Genomic DNA, 19,987 nt, shown 5'->3' on the forward strand with positions numbered 1-19,987 from the left:
TCGCTGCATATTTGCTCCATGCGAGCGGCACAGAAGGGGAGGAAGACATGTTCCAGGGACTGGCAGGAAGAGCAGTGGGAGAAGCGGGGGGAAGAGATGCCCGCACGGCCCAGAGCGTCTTTTTGCGCGTCCTTTTCCTGTGCCTTGCTCTTTGCCTTGCTCTCCAGCTCGCCTGCCCCGCGGCACAGGCTGCGGGAGAGGCCAGGATAGCCAAAAATCTCAAGGCACTCGGCATCAGTGAAAATCCCAAAACCTTTGCAGGCGTAAGGCTTGTGGCAAGGGCCGAGCTCAAGGAAAGCTACGAGAAGGGAAAGACCGCCATGGATGAACTGCGCGCCCACAAGACGCGCTCGTGCTGGCGCCAGCCCTGGGAAGAGCTGCGCGACACCTTCCTTGGCATAGCTGTCTCCTCTCCCCATGGCAACCAGGCAGCCCAGGCGCTCTTTCGAGCCGGCGAGTGCCAGGAAGAGCTTGCCCGCTGCTCGCACACAGGCCGCGATGCAAGACTTGCCCTTGAGCTCTACACAGCCCTGGCAAGGACCTTCCCCAAAAGTGTGCGTGCCGACGACGCACTCCTTGCCTGCGCCATCCTCTCTTCCGAAAAGCTGAACAGGGCCGCAGATGCGCAAAACTATCTGAAGATGATAGTCGAGCGCTTCCCTGCCAGCGACTCTGCGCCAAAGGCCAGGGAGCTTGCGGCGAGGCTTGCAAGGGGAAAGTCCCTTGAAAGGGAAAAGCCTTCCACACTTGTCGCAAGCAGTGCAAAAAGCACAGGCCAGGGCCAGATGCGTGTGGCAAGGGCCAGGATGAGCGCAAGGGAAATTCGGGCTGCCAGGGCGAAAAAGGCAGGCCTTGCAGTGCGGCAAAAGGCCCAAAAGACCAGAAAGGCCCGGGCTGAGCTGTATGCAGAGAGCCCAATCAGGGTGGTCACCATTGACGCAGGCCATGGCGGCATTGATCCCGGCACACTGAACAATGGTGTCGTGGAGCGCAGTGTCACCCTGGACGTGGCACTGAAGGTGGGACGGATCCTTGCAGACAACGGGGTGCGCGTAGTCTACACGCGCAAGAACAACAGGACCGTGAGCCTAGCCAGGCGCACGGAAATAGCCAATGCCAGCAAGTCGGACCTCTTTGTTTCCATACACGTGAACGCCAACACCAACGCGCGCATAAGCGGCCTTGAGGTCTACTACCTCGATTCGGCCTCCTCCATGGAAACGCTGAAGGTGGCTGCCAGGGGCAAGCGCAACCAGAGGACAAGGGCTAGACTGCTCGCCCAGAGGGTGGCCTTGAACGAACGCGTGCTTGAGTCGCGCACACTGGCAAGGGATGTTTTGCGGCAGATGAAGCGCGAGACAAAAAAGAACGGCTTTGTCATTGCCTCGAAGGGCATAAAGTCCGCACCCTTCTATGTGCTCTCCACCTCGTCCATGCCTGCAGTGCTTGCCGAAATCGGCTATTGCACCAATCTGAAAGACGCAAAACTTCTAAAGGATCCGGATTTTCGCCAGGCAGTGGCAGAAGGCATAGCCTCTGGCATTCTTGCCTACCGCGACCGCGCAGCAGGCCTGCTCACAGCCGAAAGGAGCGGACGCACCCTGCAGTAGCAAGGCTTTGAAGCAAAAGGCGGCCCAGGGTTTGGGTCGCCCTTTTGCTGCACCCTTTTTTCGGGATTTTTTCAAGGAAGCTCCCATGCGTTGCCGGGCAAAATTTTCCTGCACCATTCCACTTCCTTAGTGTGATCAATCGCGCACAAGCTCTTGACATTTGCGGGAAGCTCTGTAAGAGATTTGCAGAAATTTCAGGTCCAGCCGTATTTGACAAAAAGCCAGATTGAGGCTGGCATCAGGTCCCGACTAGCTAGGGGAAGGAGACGGATATACATGCGCAAGTTTTTGGTGCTTACCTTCGTGGCCCTTTTCGCCATGGTTGGTGTTGTTTCTGCAGCTGACACGGCTCAAACCAGCGCTGCTCTGAAGATCGGCGTTGTGGACATGCAGACACTGGCCCAGGACAGTGATCCTGCCAAGGCCGGCAGGGCCGAGCTGGAAAAGAAATACGGCAAGGAACGCAAGGACCTTGAAGACGAAGGCGAGAAGCTCCGCAAAAGGGCAGAAAAGCTGAAGGATCCCAAGGCTTCCGAAGAAAGCAAGCTTGCCTTCCTGCGTGCCAAGCAGGATCTTGATCAGAAGACCCGCAACTTCATGCGCAAGGTCGAGCAGGACGAAGTGAAGATGCGTCAGGACATGATCGTCCTGGTCTTTAACGCCACCTACAATGTGGCCCAGCGCAAGAACTTCAACTTTGTCGTGGACGTGACCGCCGGCGGCGTGCTCTATGCAGAACAGAGCATGGATCTCACCAAGGACGTCCTTGCCGAAGTGAACAAGATGTTCAAGGAAAAGGGCAAGAAGGCTGCTACCGAAAAGCCCAAGGGCAAGTAGCAATCCTTGCCTTAAGGAATTTTATTGCAAGGGCCTCTTCTCTGCGGAGAAGAGGTCCTTTTCTTTTTGTCCGGACAGGCAATGGACTCAGGCTGGCAAAATGGTGTGCAAAGACATGGACGCTAGAGGCCGAACAGTGTACGCTGTCGCTGTTCTGTTCCATTTTTGTAAACTGATGGAAAGAAAGGGAGCCCTTGGGCCTCTTCTTTTCGCAAAACCCTTTTTGGGAGTTACGCCATGTCGGAAAATGCAGCCCAGACCATGGACATCGCGCGCATCATGTCCCTTCTGCCGCACAGATACCCCTTCCTTCTGGTGGACAGGGTTGTCGAATGCGTTCCCGGTGACCACATCATTGCCTACAAGAACGTGTCCATAAACGAACCCTTCTTCCAGGGCCATTTCCCCGGCGCACCGGTCATGCCCGGTGTCCTCATTCTCGAGGCCCTGGCCCAAGCTGGCGGCCTCCTTGCCCTGTCGGACAGCAAGGAAGACTATTCCAACAAGCTCTTCCTCTTCACCGGCCTTGAGGGCGTGAAATTCCGCAAACAGGTTGTGCCCGGCGACAGGCTTGAGCTGCACTGCTCCAACATCCGCCGCAGAATGCAGCTGTGCAAGATGGACGCAAAGGCCCTTGTGGACGGCAAGCTCGCGGCTGAGGCCCAGATTTCCGCAGCCATAGCCGACAGGCCCTAAAAAGGCCCGGTAGCTCTTAAGGGGCGGTCCAGGGTTGCTCCTTGCGCAGAGAGCCTTCTTCAGCTACTGTACATGCTTGTGAAAATTGATTCCCCCTGTTGATCTGCTGTCCGTTGGAAAGCCTTGCAGGGCGCACTTGTGCCCCCTTGTTTTCCAACTCAACCCAAACCGGGAGTGTTCCTTTTATGAAAAAGCTTCTTGTCCTTGCCCTCTTTTGCCTTCTTGCCTTTGCAAGCCAGGCCCAGGCCCAGAAAACCTACATCAACGGCATTGACCCCAACTACCCTCCCTTCGCCTACATTGACGAAAAGACAGGTCAGCCCGCAGGCTTTGACGTGGAATCCATGAACTGGATTGCCAAGAAGATGGGCTTCAAGGTCGAGCACAAGCCCATGGCCTGGGACGGCATCATCCCCTCCCTTCTGGCAAAGCAGATCGACATGATTGCCTCCGGCATGAGCATCACCGACAAGCGCCGCGCCCAGGTGGATTTCTCCGATCCCTACTGGCAGGTGTACCGTGTGTTCCTGGTCCGCAAGGACTCCACCCTCACCCCCAAGGACATTCTCTCCAAGCCCGTGAAGCTGGGCGTGCAGCGCGGCACCTCCGAGGCCGAGGCCATCAGGGCAGAGAAGAAGGCCAAGGGCTACACCTTTGAGCTGCGCTCCTACGACAGCTGTCCCTTGGCTGTCGAAGACATCCTGAACGGCCGCATCGATGCTGCCCTCATGGACAGCCTGCCTGCCAACGACGCCATCTCCAAGGGGCGTGATGTGAAGATCATCGGCACCCACGGCGAACAGGACGACTTTGGCGTTGCCATTCGCAAGGGCGACACCGAAATCATGAAGGTCGTCAACGAGGGCTACAAGCTGCTCAAGGCCGATCCCTACTGGAAGGAACTGCAGAACAAGTACCTTGCAAAGTAGTCCGGACCAGGACAATCAGTTTCGCAAGACAGCGTACGGAAGGGGTCTTCCTTTCCGTACGTCTGTCTTTTGTGCCAATACGGCCCTTTTGCTCCTGCTTCATCAAAAATTTCCCTATGGTTTGAAACCACGCCCTTCAGGGAGGGGCAATCCGCACGACCCCTATCCGTCGGTTGCGGAGTCAGTCGGCGGATGGGGCGACTGTGGAAAGAAACATGGATAGTCTGACAGTCATCATCAATGCGCTGCCCTTCATACTGGGCGGAACCCTTGTCACGGTTGGCGCTGTGGGCGCTGCCCTTGGCATGGGGCTTTGCCTGGGTGTGCCCTTTGCGGTCATGCAGGTCTACGGCAATCCGCTCATGCGCTCCTTCGTGTCGATCTACGTCTGGTTTTTCCGCGGCATTCCCATCCTGGTTCTGCTCTTCCTCTTCTACGGATTTTTCTTAAGCCTGGGACTTCCGGTCAATCCCTTCCTCATTTCCTGTCTGGTCATGGGCTGCACGTCGACAGCCTACCAGTCGCAGATTTTCCGCGGTGCAATCCAGTCCCTGCCAAGCGGACAGATGAAGGCAGGCCGCGCCCTTGGCATGAGCGACGGACAAACCATACGCTGCATCATCCTGCCCCAGGCCTTGCGGCTTTCCATTCCCGGCTGGGCAAACGAATTTTCCATTCTCCTGAAGGACAGCGCTGTGTGCTATGTGTTGGGCACCCAGGAAATCATGGCCCGCACAGCGGCCATTGCTGCCCGCACGCACGAGCATCTGGCTCTCTACGCCACAGCTGGCGTTATCTACTTTGTACTGACACTTGTTGTTCTGAAACTTTTGCGCCGCCTTGAAAACAGGGTGCGTGTTCCGGGGTACGGTACGCACGGCAATGCGGCTTTCAAGGGGGCCTAGGATATGGCAGCTCAAGAAATCGTTCTGGAAGTCAGAAACATCAGCAAGAGCCTTGGCGGCAAGGACATTCTGAAGGACTGTTCCCTCAACGTTGCACGCGGCGAACTCAAGGTGCTCATCGGCCCCTCCGGCGCTGGCAAGAGCACGCTTTTGCAGTGCATAAACTGCCTCATTCCCCCGGACAAGGGCGAGATCATACTTGAAGGGGAGCCCTTGAACAGGGCAGACAAGAAGTCTTTATGCTCCTTCAGGGCCAGGGTCGGCATGATCTTTCAGGACTTCAACCTCTTTGATCATCTGACTGCCCAGGACAATGTGGCCATAGCCCTGCGCAAGGTGCGGGGCATGAGCAAGAAGGAAGCTTCCGAGCGTGCCATGGACGAGCTTGCCAGGGTCGGCCTTGCCAACCGCTACCTTCTCTACCCTGCGCAGCTTTCCGGCGGACAGAAGCAGCGCGTAGCCATTGCCCGCGCTCTTGCCATGGATCCCACTGTCATCCTTCTGGACGAGCCCACCTCGGCCCTTGATCCGGAGCTTGTGGGCGAAGTGCTCGCAGTCATCCGCGACCTTGCCCAGCACGGCATGACCATGGTCATGGCAACCCATCAGATGGACTTTGCAAGGGCTCTCGCCAACGAAATCCTCTTCATGCAAAACGGTGTCATCATCGAACAGGGTACACCGGCAGATCTTCTGGCAGAGGGGGCTGCGACGCGCACCAAGGACTTTTTCACCAAACTGACCTCTGAGCTGGAGTAGCAGGATCATGTTCGACAGTGCCTTTGTTTTCGGAGAACTCCTGCCTGCCCTCAACAGGGGCCTCATGGTCTCCATTGCCCTCATTGTTCCTGCCTCGATCATAGGCTTTGCCGGGGGACTGGCATTGGGCTGCCTGCGCGGCTTTGGCTCCCCCTGGATGCGCAGGCTTGGGGACTGGTACACTGCCATTGTGCGCGGCGTGCCCCTGGCAGTGCAGCTCATGATGATCTACTTTGCCCTGCCCAAGATCGGCATCTACTTCGAGCCCTACGGCGCGGCACTCTTGAGCTTCATCATCTGTTCTGCTGCCTACCACTCGGAGTACGTGCGCGGCGCCCTGCTCTCCATAAGCCAAGGTCAGATCAAGGCAGCCAGAGCGCTCGGCTTCACCACCTTCCAGACAGTGGTCTGGATAGTTGCGCCCCAGGCCGCGCGTCGCGCCCTGCCAGGCTGCGGCAACGAAATCATCTACCTTATCAAATATTCCTCCCTAGCCTACCTTGTGACCTGTATGGAGCTCATGGGCGAGGGCAAGGTGGTTGCCTCGGACACCTTCCGCTTCACGGAAGTCTTCATCGCAGTGGGAGCCTACTACCTTGTCATGGTCACCCTGGCCACCTGGCTCTTGCACTGGCTGGAACGCCGCTTCCGCATCCCGGGCTTTGGAGCTGTCTAGCCATGATTCAGCGCGTTGACCTTCATACACACACCAATGCCTCGGACGGCACGGACACTCCCTCTGAACTTGTGGAAAATGCCCGCAAGGCAGGGCTTGCTGCCGTAGCCATAACGGACCACGACACCCTAAGCGGCCTTGCCGAAGGGGAAGCGGCTGCCCAAAGGATGGGTGACATAGAGTTTGTGCGTGGCGTGGAAGTGTCCACAGGCACGGACCAGGGCGAAATGCACATTGTGGGCCTGTGGGTTCCGAAGGACTGCGAGCCTTTGGAAAACGCCCTTGCAGCCATGCGCTCGAAGCGTGGCGAGCGCAACCAGAGAATTTTGGAAAAGCTGGCAACGCTCGGCATACACCTTGACATGGAGGATGTCCTGCACGAGGCCGGCGGCGAAAGCGTGGGCCGTCCGCACATAGCAAGGGCACTTATCACAAAGGGCTATGTAAAGACCATCACCGAAGCCTTTGACAAATATCTCGGGGCAACAGGCAAGGCCTACCTTGCCAAGGAAGTCATGGAGCCGGAGGAGGCAGTACGCGTCATGTCCGGCATTGGCTGCTCTGTCTTCATAGCCCACCCCATGCTCAAACCCTACCCTCCGGGATGGATAGACGAATTTGTGAAGCGCCTCTTGCCCTATGGATTGTGCGGCATAGAGGCCTGGCACAGCGAGCACACAGAGGCGGACTCCCGCGCTGTCATCTCGCTTGCGCGCCGCTTCCATTTGTGCGTCTCCGGAGGCAGCGACTACCATGGCAAGAACAAGCCCCGCATCAGCCTTGGCACAGGCTACGGCAGCCTCTTTGTGACCTCGGACGCCTTTGCGCTTTTGAAGGAATGGCGCGCAGAGCAGGGACTGCCCTGCTGACAGAAAGAGCTTTTCGGCTCAGCAGAAAGGCAACATGAAGGCAACAAAAAAGGCAGGATTTGCTCCTGCCTTTTTTGTTGGCCTGAAAGTCTCGGGCAAGTGCTGCGTCTACTTGCCGCGACCGCAGCACTTCTTGTATTTCTTGCCGCTGCCGCAGGGGCAGGGATCGTTGCGGCCTATGGCCTTCTTGGTATTGCGCACTGGCTGCTGCTTTCCATCCTCGTCCGCAGTGCTGATTCCAGAGGAAAGGACCGCACTTTCGAGATTGTCGGAATGCCTGAGTTCCGCGGGATCCATGATATCCCGGGGCTCTTCCTCATGCACTTCGGGCAGCTGTATCCTGATGTGCACCCTGGTCAGGGTGCGCATGATGTTCTGGCGGATGACGATGAGCAGATTCTCGAACATCAGGAAGCCTTCGCGCTTGTATTCGAGCTTGGGATCGCGCTGGCCGTAACCGCGCAGGCCAATGCCGTCGCGCAAGGCATCCATGTTGCGCAGATGCTCTTTCCAGCATCTGTCGAGCTCTTCCAGAACCACGTAGCGCAGGATGTCGTCCAGGGACTTCTGGGCATTGCGAGCCACGTATTCTTCGTACTCTATGCCCTCTTCCTGGGCTGCAAGGCGTGCTTCTTCCTCGTTGCCTACAGCCTGGAAGGACATGGCAAGCTCGTCTTTCAGCTGTGCCAGGATGTCCATGAAGAGCTTACGGGTTTCCTCGATGTCCGGCAGGGGCGCGTCTTGTGCCAAAACGCGGCTTATCTGGAAGTATTCCTCCAGCTGGGCGCGCACGGATTTGCGGGTTTCCTCAAGGTTGTCGCCGGAACCGCTTTCGAGTTCGTTGTAGATGTCGTTCAGAAGATCGTCCCTGAACTCGCACACAAGGCCAGTGAGGTCCTTGGCCTGCATGGCGTCGCGGCGCAGGGCGTAGATGACCTCGCGCTGCTGGTTCATGACGTTGTCGTAGTCGAGCAGGGTCTTGCGGATTTCGAAGTGGTGGGCTTCCACCTTCTTCTGGGCGTTTTCCACTGCCCTTGAGACCATATTGTTCTCGATGGCCTCGCCGTCCTTGAGGCCGAGCTTGCCCATGAGGCCCTTGATGCGATCCGAGCCAAACAGGCGCATGAGGTTGTCCTCAAGGGAGAGGTAGAAGCGCGAGGATCCGGGATCGCCCTGACGGCCGGCACGGCCGCGCAGCTGATTGTCTATGCGGCGGGACTCGTGGCGCTCTGTACCAAGGATGTGCAGACCTCCAAGCTCGCGCACGCCCTCGCCAAGGACTATGTCCGTGCCGCGGCCAGCCATGTTCGTGGCAATGGTCACGTGGCCCTTCTCGCCTGCCTTGGCAATGATCTCTGCTTCCTGGGCGTGGTGCTTGGCATTGAGCACGCTGTGGGGGATGCCGATCTTCTTGAGACGGGCCGAGAGCATTTCCGAGGTCTCGATGGAAATGGTGCCCACAAGTACGGGCTGCCCTGTCTGATAGAGTTCGCGTATGGTTTCGACAATGGCGTCGAACTTTTCCCTGCGCGTCTGGTAGATGAGATCTGGGTAGTCCTTGCGGATCATGGGCCTGTTGGTGGGGATGGTCATGACCTCAAGGTTGTAGATCTCGTGGAATTCGACTGCTTCCGTGTCTGCCGTACCGGTCATGCCGGCCAGCTTGTCGTACATTCTGAAGTAGTTCTGGAAGGTGATGGAGGCGAGCGTCTGGTTCTCGGCCTGGATGCGAACGTGCTCCTTGGCCTCCAAAGCCTGGTGCAGGCCGTCGGAATAGCGGCGGCCGGGCATGATGCGGCCTGTGAATTCGTCGACGATGACAACCTCGTCGTTCTGGACAATGTAGTCCACATCGCGCTTGAAGTTGCAGTGGGCCTTCAGAGACTGCAGGATGTGGTGCTGGGCCAGCATGTTGCGCGGATCAAAGAGGTTGTCGAGATGGGTCAGCTCCTCGCAGTGGGCTACACCCTTCTCCGTCAGGGTCGCTGTCTTGGCCTTTTCGTCCACGCTGTAGTCGTCGGGATCGAGCTGGCAGACCACTGCGTCCATGGCCTGGTAGAGGTCCACGTCCTCGTCCGAGGCACCGGAAATGATGAGCGGAGTTCTTGCCTCATCGATGAGGATGGAGTCCACTTCGTCCACGATGGCAAAATTGTGGCCGCGCTGCACAAGATCCGTGGCGTAGAATTTCATGTTGTCGCGCAGGTAGTCGAAGCCAAACTCGTTGTTGGTGCCGTAGGTGATGTCCGCGGCATAGGCTGCCCTGCGCTGGTTGTCGTCGAGATCGTGCACAATAACGCCGGTTGTGAGACCAAGGAAGGAATAGACCTTTCCCATCCAGGCGGCGTCGCGCTGGGCCAGATAGTCGTTGACTGTGACAACGTGCACGCCCTTGCCCGAAAGGGCGTTCAAAGACACGGCCAGGGTTGCCACCAGGGTCTTGCCTTCGCCTGTCTTCATTTCGGCAATGCGTCCCTTGTGCAGGACTATGCCGCCTATGAGCTGTACGTCAAAGTGGCGCATGCCAAGCGTTCTCTTGGCTGCCTCGCGAACCAGGGCAAAGACCTCAGGCAAGATGCCGTCCAGGGTCTTGGACCCTTCCTGCACGGCCTGCCTGTATTCAGCCATGCGCTGGGGAAATTCCTCGTCCGCAAGCTTTTCAACTTCGGGTTCAAGGGCATTTATCTTTTGCACCAGGGGGCGCAGTTTTTTCAAATATCTGTCGTTCTTGCTGCCGAATATTTTCTGAAAAAAGGACATGAAGACTCCTCGCTGAAAATCTGACCCCGCTGCATGCATCCCGCAAAAGACAGGAAAATCTTGGGGCAGCCCAGAAAATAAGACATGCCTGCCACCTTGACAAGGCCGCAAGGCTTCCTGTCACAGCAAAACAATTTCTGCAATGCACCAAATCTGGAACACAATGGAAGGGCACATCCTTGCCATTGCGTCCAAGCGTGCAAAAAGGGGACGCCCCCAAAAAGGAAGACGTCCCCAAAAAATCCGGAAATACGAAAAGACTAGTACATGCCCTGGGCAATCATGGCATCTGCCACTTCGCAGAAGGCTGAGATGTTGGCGCCCTTGAGGAGGTTGTTGGGCTCGCCGTAGGCCTTCGCTGTGTTTGCAGCGCGGGTGTAGATGTTCTTCATGATGTCCTTCAGCTTGTTGTCCACTTCCTCGAAGGTCCAGTGCACCATATTGGCGTTCTGGGCCATTTCCAGCTGGCTGACGGACACGCCGCCTGCGTTGGCAGCCTTGGCGGGACCGTAACAGATGCCGGCCTTGAGGTAGGCTTCAATGGCTTCGGGGGTGGAGGGCATGTTGGCGCCTTCGCACACGCACTGGCAGCCGTTGGCAAGCAGGGCCTCGGCGTCCTTGCCGTTGACCTCGTTCTGGGTCGCGCAGGGGAAGGCTGCGAAGCAGGGCACATCCCACACTGCGTGACGGCCTGCGGGATACTCTTCCACAGGGGTGTACTTGGCAGAGGGACGCAGTTCTGCGTAGCGGGTGAGGCGGGCATGCTCCACTTCCTTCACCTGCTTCAGGATTGCCACATCGATGCCCTCGGGATCGTAGATCATGCCGGTGGAATCGGTGACTGTCACGGGCTTTGCGCCGCACTGCCACAGCTTCTCGCAGCAGTAAATGGCAACGTTGCCGGCACCGGACACTGCGCAGACCTTGTCCTTCAGATCAAAGCCGCGGGCGGCAAGCATGTTCTGGGCAAAGTAGACGCAGCCGTAACCTGTGGCCTCGGTACGGGCAAGGGAGCCACCAAAGAGCAGGTTCTTGCCGGTGAGCACACCTTCGTAGCGGTTGGTCAGCTGCTTGTAGGCGCCGAAGAGGTAGCCCACTTCGCGGCCGCCCACGCCGATGTCACCAGCAGGCACGTCGGTACGCATGCCGATGAAGGGGTAGAGTTTGGTCATGAAGGCCTGGCAGAAACGCATGATTTCGCCATCGGAGCGGCCCTTGGGGTTGAAGTCGGAACCACCCTTGGCACCGCCAATGGACAGGCCGGAGAGGGCATTCTTGAAGATCTGCTCGAAGCCCAGGAATTTGAGGATGCTCAGATTCACGCTGGGATGGAAGCGCAGGCCGCCCTTGTAGGGTCCGAGAGCGGAGTTGAACTGAATGCGGTAGCCGCGGTTCACCATGAGCTCGCCCTTGTCGGTGAACCAGCTCACGCGGAACATAACGGTGCGCTCGGGTTCGGTGATGCGCTCGAGAATGCGGTTTTCCTCGTACTTCGGATTGGCATCGAGAACGGGCTGAAGGGTTTCAAGCACTTCCTTGCAGGCCTGGATGAATTCGGACTGGCCTGCGAAATGGTTCTCGATGTCTGCAATAATGCGGGAAGAATAGTCCATTGCTAACCTCTTGGCGTTGCGAAGGAACGCGTAGAAAGATTGCCCTGCGTGCGGCATGCGCCGTACGCGCCAGGGAATGAGGGAACATGAAGAGGTGTCAGCCTTGGGGGAACTCAAAAACCTGTCGAGAGTACCCCTGGGACTCCCGCTTGGGGAAACCGAAACAAAGCATCGAGGGGGAGTGACGCTTGATCCCGGCCATTTTGTTTTCTGGGGGATGGGGAGTTCAGGGAACCTTCTTGGTGAGCAAGGCAAGGGAACCCTTCCCGCAAAATCCTTGGGAACGGACCGGGAAGGAGGGCATATGCCTTCACCCTTGGCCTTTGCCGAAAGACCTCTTTCAGCTGGACAGCCTTGCGAGGGCTACAAAGCCCCGCAAAACTGTGCGCGGGAACATACGCATTCTTGCTTTTTTCAGCAATATCTGCGTGTTTCCCCAAAAAAACGTGGACATCATGCAAAAGGATTATCCACTTGCTTGAAATTGCGCTTCTTTTTCTCTTCAAGACCTGACTGTGCACAAGGGAATGTTCTGCGGCAGCAAGGAGAGTGATGACGTGAATCAGACTATAAAACAATGAATTTTCATAAGGTTACAATATCATGACAGGGCTTGTCTCCCAGGATCCACAAAAATTGAGTGCTCAACCAACTTTTTTTGCTGTGTGAGTCAGGGACAGGGGACATCTCCTGCAAAAGAGGCAGTTTGTCGGAAAAGTCCGGAGTGCTGACCTTGGTACAGTCCGGATTTTCGGAATTTTGCCAGCCTCTTCTTGTTGCCCTTGCAGGCTTTTGGACATACAAAACAGGGCCTGTGTCTCCTTTGGCGCTTACTTGCTGGTAACTTGCACGGACCCTGTCTCGACCCGAAAAAGAGAGCGTCCTTTCTGGGTAACATATTGATACTATTGACTCCATGAATTTCCTACTTCCCTCATTTTAGCTTGCTGGTAACTTGCAGGGTTGCCCCAAGGCACATGCATCATCACCGCATTCTTCGTCAGACCGGACCCAATCCAAGCTGGCTCCGGGACAGGCTCAAAATATGTCAACAGCAATACTCTCCCAGGTCCTCATCATCTTTCTTCTGGCCGTTGTGGTCAACATTGTCTGTTCCCGTTTCAAGATACCGGTCACCGTGGGGTTTCTGCTCACGGGTGTCCTGGCCGGCCCTTCCCTGCTTGGCCTTGTGGACGACATGGAGGTCATCTCCTCTGCAGCTGACCTTGGCGTTGCCATGCTCATGTTCACCATCGGCATGGAGCTTTCCGGAGAGGTTCTCGACAGACTGAAGCGTCCAGTGTTCCTTGGCGGCAGTCTGCAGATAGGGCTTATCATCGGCGTCGCAGCTGTGGTGGGCCTTGTACAAGGACACCTCGCCCAGGGCATTTTCTGGGGATGCCTCTTTGCGCTGTCCTCCTCGGCCATAGTACTGCACATCTTCCAGCAAAAAGGGATCACCGCCACGCCTGTGGGACGCCTCACCCTTGCCATCCTGGTCTTTCAGGACATCCTTGTCGCACCCATGATGCTGCTTGTACCCCTTCTGGCTGGCACCATACACCTCTCCTTTCTTTCCGCAGGCATAGCCATACTGAAGGTCATTGCCTTTGGCGCGGCCCTGTACGTCTTTGCTCGCTGGGTCCTGGACAGGCTCATGACTGCAGTTGCCAAGACACGCTCAAGCGAGCTTCTTCTTTTGACCATACTGTGCCTGTGTCTGGGGTTTGCGACCATAACCAGCGCCCTTGGCATGTCCTTCTCCCTTGGCGCCTTTCTGGCAGGACTCATGCTGGCAAGGTCCCGCTACTCCATGAGTGCCGTTGCGGACATTCTGCCCTACCGTGACGTTTTCTTAAGCATATTCTTCATTTCCGTGGGCATGATGCTTGATGTAAGCTTTACCGTACGGCACATCCTGTTCATCCTCGCCTGTGTCCCGCTCTATATTATAGGAAAGAGCCTTCTCACCATGCCGGCAGTGCTGATACAGGGCTACCCCCTGCAAACGGCCATACGCACCTCCTTGTGCCTTTCACAGACAGGCGAATTCAGTTTTGTGCTGGTCACAGCAGGCGTTGCCTCAGGCCTCATGGGCAATGAGGCACATCAGTTCTTTTTGGCTGTGAGCATCATCACCATGATGCTCACCCCTGCCCTCATAGCCTGCGCCCCAGCAACTGCAAGGAAGATCTGTTCCATTGTGCAGAAAAAGGGCAAGGCCCAGGCCGAGGTGGAAGAGGAGCACAAGGACGGGGGTCTCAAGGATCACTGCATCATCATAGGCTTTGGTTTCACCGGACAGCAGCTGGTAAAGGCAGCAAAGCACTACAATCTTGCCTACACCATTCTCGAGATGAATCCCGAGACAGTGAAGCGCTTCAGCGGCAAAGAGCCCATTGCCTACGGCGATGCTGTCCAGCCGATCATTCTGGAAAGCCTTGGCATAGCCCAGGCCCGCGTCATAGCCATTGCCATCTCCGATCCCATGGCAGTGCGCGGCATTATCGCCAATGCCCGCAAGCTCAACCCGGACATCACCATTATTGCCAGAACCCGTTTTGTGGGCGAAATCCGCCACCTCTACGCCCTTGGTGCGAACAAGATCATAGCCGAGGAATTCGAGGCAGGTGTGGAGATGTTCTCCCAGGTCCTCGCTGCCTACCTTTTGCCTGCCCAGGACATAGACAAAATGGCAGCCAAGCTGCGCCAGGAGGAAAGTCTGAGCATGCGCCACGCAAGCAAGGGAGCTGGCCTGCAGTCCCTGACAGCCAAGCTTCCGGACATGGGCGTGTGCGCTGTGCGCCTGGAAGAGGGCTCACCCTTTGTGAATCACACCTTGCTTGAGAGCAATATCCGCAAGACCTTGGGTCTTACCATTGTAGCCGTGTCCAGGAACAATGAACTTATTCAGGCACCTGACGCATCGTTCATGCTTTTGAGCGACGATGTGGTCTATGTCTTCACCACCAAGGACAAAATCTACACAGCAAGACAGCTGCTCAATCCACAGAAATAAAAATAACTCACATAATAGGTGAACTTCATGTTTCAATTTCCAGAACCATTAGAATTTCTAACTTATAAATCTGGAAAATTTCATTTTTATTCATATTTTGATATAAACACAATAAATCAGCTTCTTGTTGAAATAAAAACTATATTTAATATTTTAAAAAACATTCCTTTGACACCTGAAATAAATAATAAACTAAAAGTTGAGCTTATAAAAAAATCTATTTTCAGTACAGCTGCAATAGAAGGAAATCCATTAAAAGAAAATGAAGTAGATGAAATTTTAAATAACAATGTTGAAAACAATAAATTTAATCAAAGCAAATCAAAACAAGATATTTTAAACCTTAAAACTCTTTACGATAAATTAGTTAATACTAATACAGAAAACATTTTAATATCTGAAAACCAAATAAAAGAATACCACTATATAATAACAAATAATATTGATTACCAAGAAAATTCTCCAGGAAATTATAGAAATACAAAAGTTGTTGTTGGAGATAATGATCATGGTGGAATCTATAGACCACCAGTTATACTTGAAGATATTATAAATTTAATGAAAAAATATATTGAATTTATCAATAGTGACTCAATGCTAAAAACTGAACCTTTACTAAGACCAGCTTATGCTCATTTTTACTTGGCAATGATTCATCCTTTTAGAGATGGTAATGGTCGTACATCAAGGTTTGTAGAAGCATGGTTATTGAGCAAATACGGATATCATTTTCTAGCTCCAATACTTTCAAACTATTATTACAATAATATTGATACATACTACTCAGTTTTCTCAGAAACAAGAAAAGAAAAAAATATGACAAGCTTTTTTAAATTTTATCTAAAAGCCTGCATATCTTCTTTAAAATTTTTATCAGAAAACATAAACACACATATATATAAAATTATATTTTTAGACCATATTAATAATCTTAAAAACAATAATAACATTTCTTTAAGACAAAAAACACTTCTTGAATTTATATTTGAAGATTCGCAACCAATTTCATTAAATTCATTTTGCAGCGTAGCTAAATATAAATTATTGTATTCAAATATATCAACTGACACAATACGCCGAGATCTAAAAAAACTTAAAGAAATTGGCATTCTAAAGCAGATAGATAAAAATACATATTCTATTAATACAAACTACTTCATAGAGAAATAATTTATTTATATTTTCAAGCATTATTATATAATTTATTATCATTATTACAGCAACCGACTACTAATACTGAGTGGTAGATGCCATTGTATATGACTTGCCAAACTGGATGATATCTTTGGGGCCTACATCGGAGTATCCTCCGATATCTATCACTCTACAAGCGTTCTTCTTGTCCGATTTTCCATGCTCCACACTACAGAGGCTTGTCAGCCGCCTGTCCCAAATCACTCCTTGCCTTCCCCTGTCTTCTACTTGTATCATAACAAATACCTGAGCCCCTGAAAGGGGCAAACCTGTAATTTGCTGGGGGAGCTGCGCACGGGCAGCTGAGAGTGGTCACCTACGGGCCAGACCCTTGGAACCTGATGCAGTTAGCGCTGCCGGAGGAAAGCTATGCATTCTCGTATTGGTATGTGCTCTGCCCCCTTGTACAGCTAGAAATCTTTTAGGGAGAGCACTATGTCAGACATTCTGTCCAAGAACACTGTGCTGAAAGCACTTCTGGACCAGCACCTGGATGCTCTCGCCTTGCGCGAGGGCCTGGACAAACAAGTCATTTTAGAAGGCATTGAAAAGGGCACCATGGTGCTGCTGGGCAATCCTGCCCACAAAAAAGTGCGGCCCATCCTGGTGGGCCAGCCATCTTCCATCAAGGTCAATGCCAACATCGGCACATCGCCCCTGTGCAGCAACGACGACATGGAAATTGAAAAGCTCCATGTGGCCGAAGCCGCAGGCGCTGACACTGTGATGGACCTTTCCATTGCAGGAAATCTCGACGCCATCCGCACCCGCATGCTGGAGAGCACCTACCTGCCCCTTGGCACTGTGCCGCTCTACTCCGTAGGCCAGCAGCTTTTGGACAACGAGCGCGAAGTCTCTTCCATGGACCCCGAGGAACTGTTTGCGGAGATTGAAAAACAGGCCGAACAGGGCGTGGATTTCATGACCCTGCACTGCGGCATCTCCTACCGCGGCGCCCGCATGGGCGCAGAAAAGGACAGGGTCCTTGGCATTGTCTCGCGCGGCGGCTCCATGCTGGCCCGCTGGATGCTGGAAAACAAAAAGGAAAATCCCCTTCTGGAACACTTTGACCGCCTGCTCGACATTTCCCTGAAGCACAACATCACCCTTTCCCTGGGCGATGCCCTGCGCCCGGGTGCAGGCTGTGATGCAGGCGACACTGCCCAGTTCGAGGAAGTGCTCAACCTGGGCGTTTTGCAGAAAATCGCCCTTGAGCGCGGCGTGCAGTGCATGATCGAGGGCCCGGGCCACGTTCCCATGCACAAGGTGCGCACCCAGATTGAAGCCATCAAGACCCTGACCCACGGCGCCCCCCTCTACGTGCTCGGACCGCTGGTCGTGGACGCTACCCCTGGCTACGACCATATCTCCGGGGCCATAGGCGGTGCCATTGGCGTCACGGCAGGCGTGGACTTCCTCTGCTACCTGACCCCTGCAGAACACCTTACCCTGCCGGACAAGGACGACGTAAAGGCAGGCGTCATGGCCTCGCGCATAGCTGCCCACGCGGGCGAAGTGGCGCTTGGCACACCAAGGGCCGTGGCGAGGGAAGAGGCCATGAACAAGGCCAGACGCGATCTGGACTGGGAAGGCATGAAGGCCCAGGCCATTGATCCGGAAATGGTCACAAAGCGCAGGGGTGTCCACAAGGACGAGAAGGTCTGCGCCATGTGTGGCAAGTTCTGCGCGGTCAAGATGGTGCAGGACGCCAAGATAATCTAGGCTCAACACTCTATAGGCAAACATATCTGGCAGGGATTCCGGCATGTTGTACCATGCCGACTCCCTGCTACAAAAATTTTTTCTCTTTTGGGGCAAAAAGGTCTTTACAAAAGCTAATAATAATCTATACTGGTAAAACGAAATGACTGAAGCGGATGCACAAAGCAGCATCCCGAAATCAACCTCTAACACAGAACGGAGTTTGCCATGAAATCCCTGAAAGGAACCCAGACCGAGAAGAATATCCTCACTGCCTTTGCCGGCGAATCCCAGGCCCGCAACCGCTACACCTACTTTGCCAGCAAGGCCAAGAGCGAAGGCTACGTGCTTGTTTCCGACATCTTCACCGAAACTGCCAACCAGGAAAAGGAGCACGCCAAGCGTCTGTTTAAGTTCCTTGAGGGCGGCGAGGCCGAAGTGACCGCAACCTTCCCTGCAGGCAAGATTGGCACCACTGTGGAAAACCTGCAGGCTTCCGCAAGCGGCGAGAATGAGGAATACACCCACATGTACCCCTCCTTCGCCGAAGTGGCTGCCCAGGAAGGCTTCCCGGAAATCGCAGCTGTCATGCGCAGCATTGCCATTGCCGAGGAATTCCACGAAAAGCGTTTCCTGAAGCTGCTGAAGGAAATCCAGGACGGCACCATGTTCAAGCGCGACCACGTGACAGTGTGGCGCTGCCGCAACTGTGGCTGTCTTGTGCGCGGCGAAGAAGCTCCTGCCAAGTGCCCGGCCTGTGATCACCCCCAGGCTCACTTCGAAGAGCTGAACTACGCCTTCTAAATTCTGCTCGAATTTCCCTCCTCCCAAAGACATCCCTGACATTCCTTCCACCACCGGGGGCAGCAATGCCCCCGGATATATTTTGGGGCAGCGCCAGCAACGGCACTGTCCCTTTTTTTGTGCCCCTGGCCCGCAGGTTCCACGCAAGCTTCCCGTATTGTCTATTTCGGTCGTTTCTATATACTCTGGCCTGGGTTTCCTCGCGCAGTATTTGCCCTGCAAAGGGAGCAACCATGCGCAAAAAATACGCATATCGCAGGATTGTCCCGGGTCTCCATACAGACACACAAAAGCCCCAAAGACATCAAGGAGCCTTCATGGCCATATCCAACCACAAACGTCTTCTCTTTCTGCTCCTGCTTGTCCTTATTGCCTTCGGGCTCTACCGCTACCTTGCAAAACCCGAGGTCAAGGGGCCGCCGGAAATGACTGTGCCAGTGAGTGTGGCAAGGGCCATAGTCCAGGATGTGCCCCACTACCTGCAGGGCATAGGGACTGTGCAGGCCTCTGCGGATGTCCTTGTCACAAGCAGGGTAGGCGGAACCCTCATGGACATCTATTTCACGGAAGGCCAGAGGGTGAAGGAAGGGGATCTGCTGGCCCAGATTGATCCGAGGCCCTTCGAGGCTGCGCTGGCCCAGGCAAAGGGAACGCTTGCAAGGGACGAGGCAGAGCTTGCCAATGCCCGCAAGGACATGCGCCGCTACGCTACTCTCGCTGCCAAGGACTATGTCGCACGGCAGACCTACGACCAGCAGGTGGCCCAGGTGGGGCAGCTTGAGGGCACGGTGGCCGCGGACAGGGCAAATGTGCGCACAGCGGAACTGGATCTGGTCTATTCGCGCATCACGGCACCGGTATCCGGACGCCTGGGCTTGCGCAATGTGGACAAGGGCGCCCTTGTCACTGCCAACGATACCACTGGCATTGTGCGCATTACGGAAGTGTCCCCATGCTATGTGGTCTTCCCCCTGCCGGAAATAAATGTGCCCCTTCTGACAGAGGCACTCTTTGTGCGAGAACACAGTGATCCCGCGGCACCCAAGCCCAGAGTCGAGGCCTGGAGCAGGGATCAGAAAGAATGCCTGGCAGTGGGAGAACTCCTCACTGTGGACAACCGCATTGACACGGCCACAGGCACTGTCATGCTGAAGGCCATATTCGCAAACGAAAACGAGCGCCTCTTCCCCAACGAATTCGTGAACGCACGCGTGCGCGTGCGCACCCTGAAAAATGTGGTGACAGTACCCCCGGCTGCAGTGCAGATAGGCTCTTCAGGGAACTATGTCTTTGTGGTGGACAGGGACAACACTGTTGAACTGCGCAAGGTGACAACAGGCATAAATACAGGGGCAGTGACTGTCATAGAAAAGGGCCTTGCGGCAAACGAAGCAATAGTGGTGGACGGTATAGACCGCCTGCGCCAGGGATCAAAAGTGCGCGTTGCGGCAACGGTGGAGACGGTACGCCTTGAGGCCATGCCCTCGCCCATGCAGACAGAAAATACGCCAAGGCTTTTGCCCAATGCAGGGGCCCACAAAAAAGCCGGCAGACCCAATGCGCCTGAATCCCAAAACTCCGGGACCCCAAAACCCGGGGGCAAAAACTAGGGCGG

Annotated in this window: 15 protein-coding genes, 1 pseudogene and 1 riboswitch; of the genes and pseudogenes, 13 read left to right on the forward strand and 3 right to left on the reverse strand. The window is 54.8% G+C overall.

The genetic code is table 11. The features are described 5' to 3' along the window. Positions 1-47 precede the first annotated feature (47 nt). The 8 genes from B5F76_RS00730 to B5F76_RS00765 all read left to right on the forward strand — a co-directional run bounded on the left by B5F76_RS00730 (position 48) and on the right by B5F76_RS00765 (position 7,281). Positions 48-1,610, forward strand: a complete 1,563-nt coding sequence (locus B5F76_RS00730) for an N-acetylmuramoyl-L-alanine amidase (RefSeq protein WP_087349674.1) — start codon at positions 48-50, stop codon at positions 1,608-1,610. 276 nt (positions 1,611-1,886) lie between these two features. Then, positions 1,887-2,447 (forward strand): OmpH family outer membrane protein, encoded by a 561-nt coding sequence (locus B5F76_RS00735; RefSeq protein ID WP_087349676.1) that lies wholly within the window; start codon positions 1,887-1,889, stop codon positions 2,445-2,447. Positions 2,448-2,684: 237 nt separating this feature from the next. Beyond that, the gene (gene fabZ, locus B5F76_RS00740; protein WP_087349678.1) at positions 2,685-3,143 is read left to right on the forward strand and encodes a 3-hydroxyacyl-ACP dehydratase FabZ; all 459 of its coding nucleotides are present in this window, start codon (positions 2,685-2,687) and stop codon (positions 3,141-3,143) included. Positions 3,144-3,328: 185 nt separating this feature from the next. After that, complete coding sequence (locus B5F76_RS00745) at positions 3,329-4,072, forward strand: ABC transporter substrate-binding protein (protein WP_087349680.1); 744 nt, start codon at positions 3,329-3,331, stop codon at positions 4,070-4,072. 215 nt (positions 4,073-4,287) lie between these two features. Then, a complete protein-coding gene (locus B5F76_RS00750) occupies positions 4,288-4,977 on the forward strand; it encodes an amino acid ABC transporter permease (protein ID WP_087349682.1) in 690 nt (229 codons plus the stop codon). Between the two features lie 3 nt (positions 4,978-4,980). Continuing rightward, positions 4,981-5,736 carry an amino acid ABC transporter ATP-binding protein gene (locus B5F76_RS00755; protein WP_087349684.1) on the forward strand — a complete coding sequence of 252 codons (756 nt, stop codon included), beginning with the start codon at positions 4,981-4,983 and terminating at the stop codon, positions 5,734-5,736. A gap of 7 nt (positions 5,737-5,743) precedes the next feature. Beyond that, positions 5,744-6,412 (forward strand): amino acid ABC transporter permease, encoded by a 669-nt coding sequence (locus B5F76_RS00760; protein WP_087349686.1) that lies wholly within the window; start codon positions 5,744-5,746, stop codon positions 6,410-6,412. A 2-nt stretch (positions 6,413-6,414) separates the two neighbouring features. After that, positions 6,415-7,281 carry a PHP domain-containing protein gene (locus tag B5F76_RS00765; protein WP_162608609.1) on the forward strand — a complete coding sequence of 289 codons (867 nt, stop codon included), beginning with the start codon at positions 6,415-6,417 and terminating at the stop codon, positions 7,279-7,281. A 108-nt stretch (positions 7,282-7,389) separates the two neighbouring features. Here B5F76_RS00765 and B5F76_RS15515 read toward each other — a convergent pair whose 3' ends face one another. The 3 genes and pseudogenes from B5F76_RS15515 to gdhA form a co-directional block, all read right to left on the reverse strand. Then, the gene (locus B5F76_RS15515; protein ID WP_446717626.1) at positions 7,390-7,650 is read right to left on the reverse strand and encodes an SEC-C metal-binding domain-containing protein; all 261 of its coding nucleotides are present in this window, start codon (positions 7,648-7,650) and stop codon (positions 7,390-7,392) included. Next, a pseudogene (gene secA / locus B5F76_RS00770) lies at positions 7,629-10,080 on the reverse strand (preprotein translocase subunit SecA); the annotation flags it as partial. The gene B5F76_RS15515 and the pseudogene secA, both read right to left, overlap by 22 nt. Before the next feature lie 221 nt (positions 10,081-10,301). Next, entirely contained in the window at positions 10,302-11,654 is a 1,353-nt protein-coding gene (gdhA, locus tag B5F76_RS00775; protein WP_087349690.1) for an NADP-specific glutamate dehydrogenase, read from the reverse strand. Between the two features lie 1,045 nt (positions 11,655-12,699). On the opposite strand from gdhA, the gene B5F76_RS00780 reads away from it, so the two are divergent. The 5 genes from B5F76_RS00780 (at position 12,700) to B5F76_RS00800 (ending at position 19,982) form a co-directional block, all read left to right on the forward strand. Further along, positions 12,700-14,673 (forward strand): monovalent cation:proton antiporter family protein, encoded by a 1,974-nt coding sequence (locus B5F76_RS00780; protein WP_087349692.1) that lies wholly within the window; start codon positions 12,700-12,702, stop codon positions 14,671-14,673. A 27-nt stretch (positions 14,674-14,700) separates the two neighbouring features. Further along, on the forward strand, positions 14,701-15,843 hold the full coding sequence (locus tag B5F76_RS00785; RefSeq protein WP_087349694.1) for a Fic family protein: 1,143 nt from the start codon (positions 14,701-14,703) through the stop codon (positions 15,841-15,843). A 295-nt stretch (positions 15,844-16,138) separates the two neighbouring features. Next, positions 16,139-16,249: riboswitch (TPP riboswitch) on the forward strand. Positions 16,250-16,302: 53 nt separating this feature from the next. After that, complete coding sequence (gene thiC, locus B5F76_RS00790) at positions 16,303-17,589, forward strand: phosphomethylpyrimidine synthase ThiC (protein WP_087349696.1); 1,287 nt, start codon at positions 16,303-16,305, stop codon at positions 17,587-17,589. Positions 17,590-17,796: 207 nt separating this feature from the next. Further along, the gene (gene rbr / locus B5F76_RS00795) at positions 17,797-18,372 is read left to right on the forward strand and encodes a rubrerythrin (protein WP_087349698.1); all 576 of its coding nucleotides are present in this window, start codon (positions 17,797-17,799) and stop codon (positions 18,370-18,372) included. Positions 18,373-18,689: 317 nt separating this feature from the next. Beyond that, entirely contained in the window at positions 18,690-19,982 is a 1,293-nt protein-coding gene (locus B5F76_RS00800) for an MdtA/MuxA family multidrug efflux RND transporter periplasmic adaptor subunit (RefSeq protein WP_087350216.1), read from the forward strand. Positions 19,983-19,987: the final 5 nt, after the last annotated feature.

The organism is Desulfovibrio sp. An276 (assembly GCF_002159665.1).
Lineage (GTDB): Bacteria > Desulfobacterota > Desulfovibrionia > Desulfovibrionales > Desulfovibrionaceae > Desulfovibrio > Desulfovibrio faecigallinarum.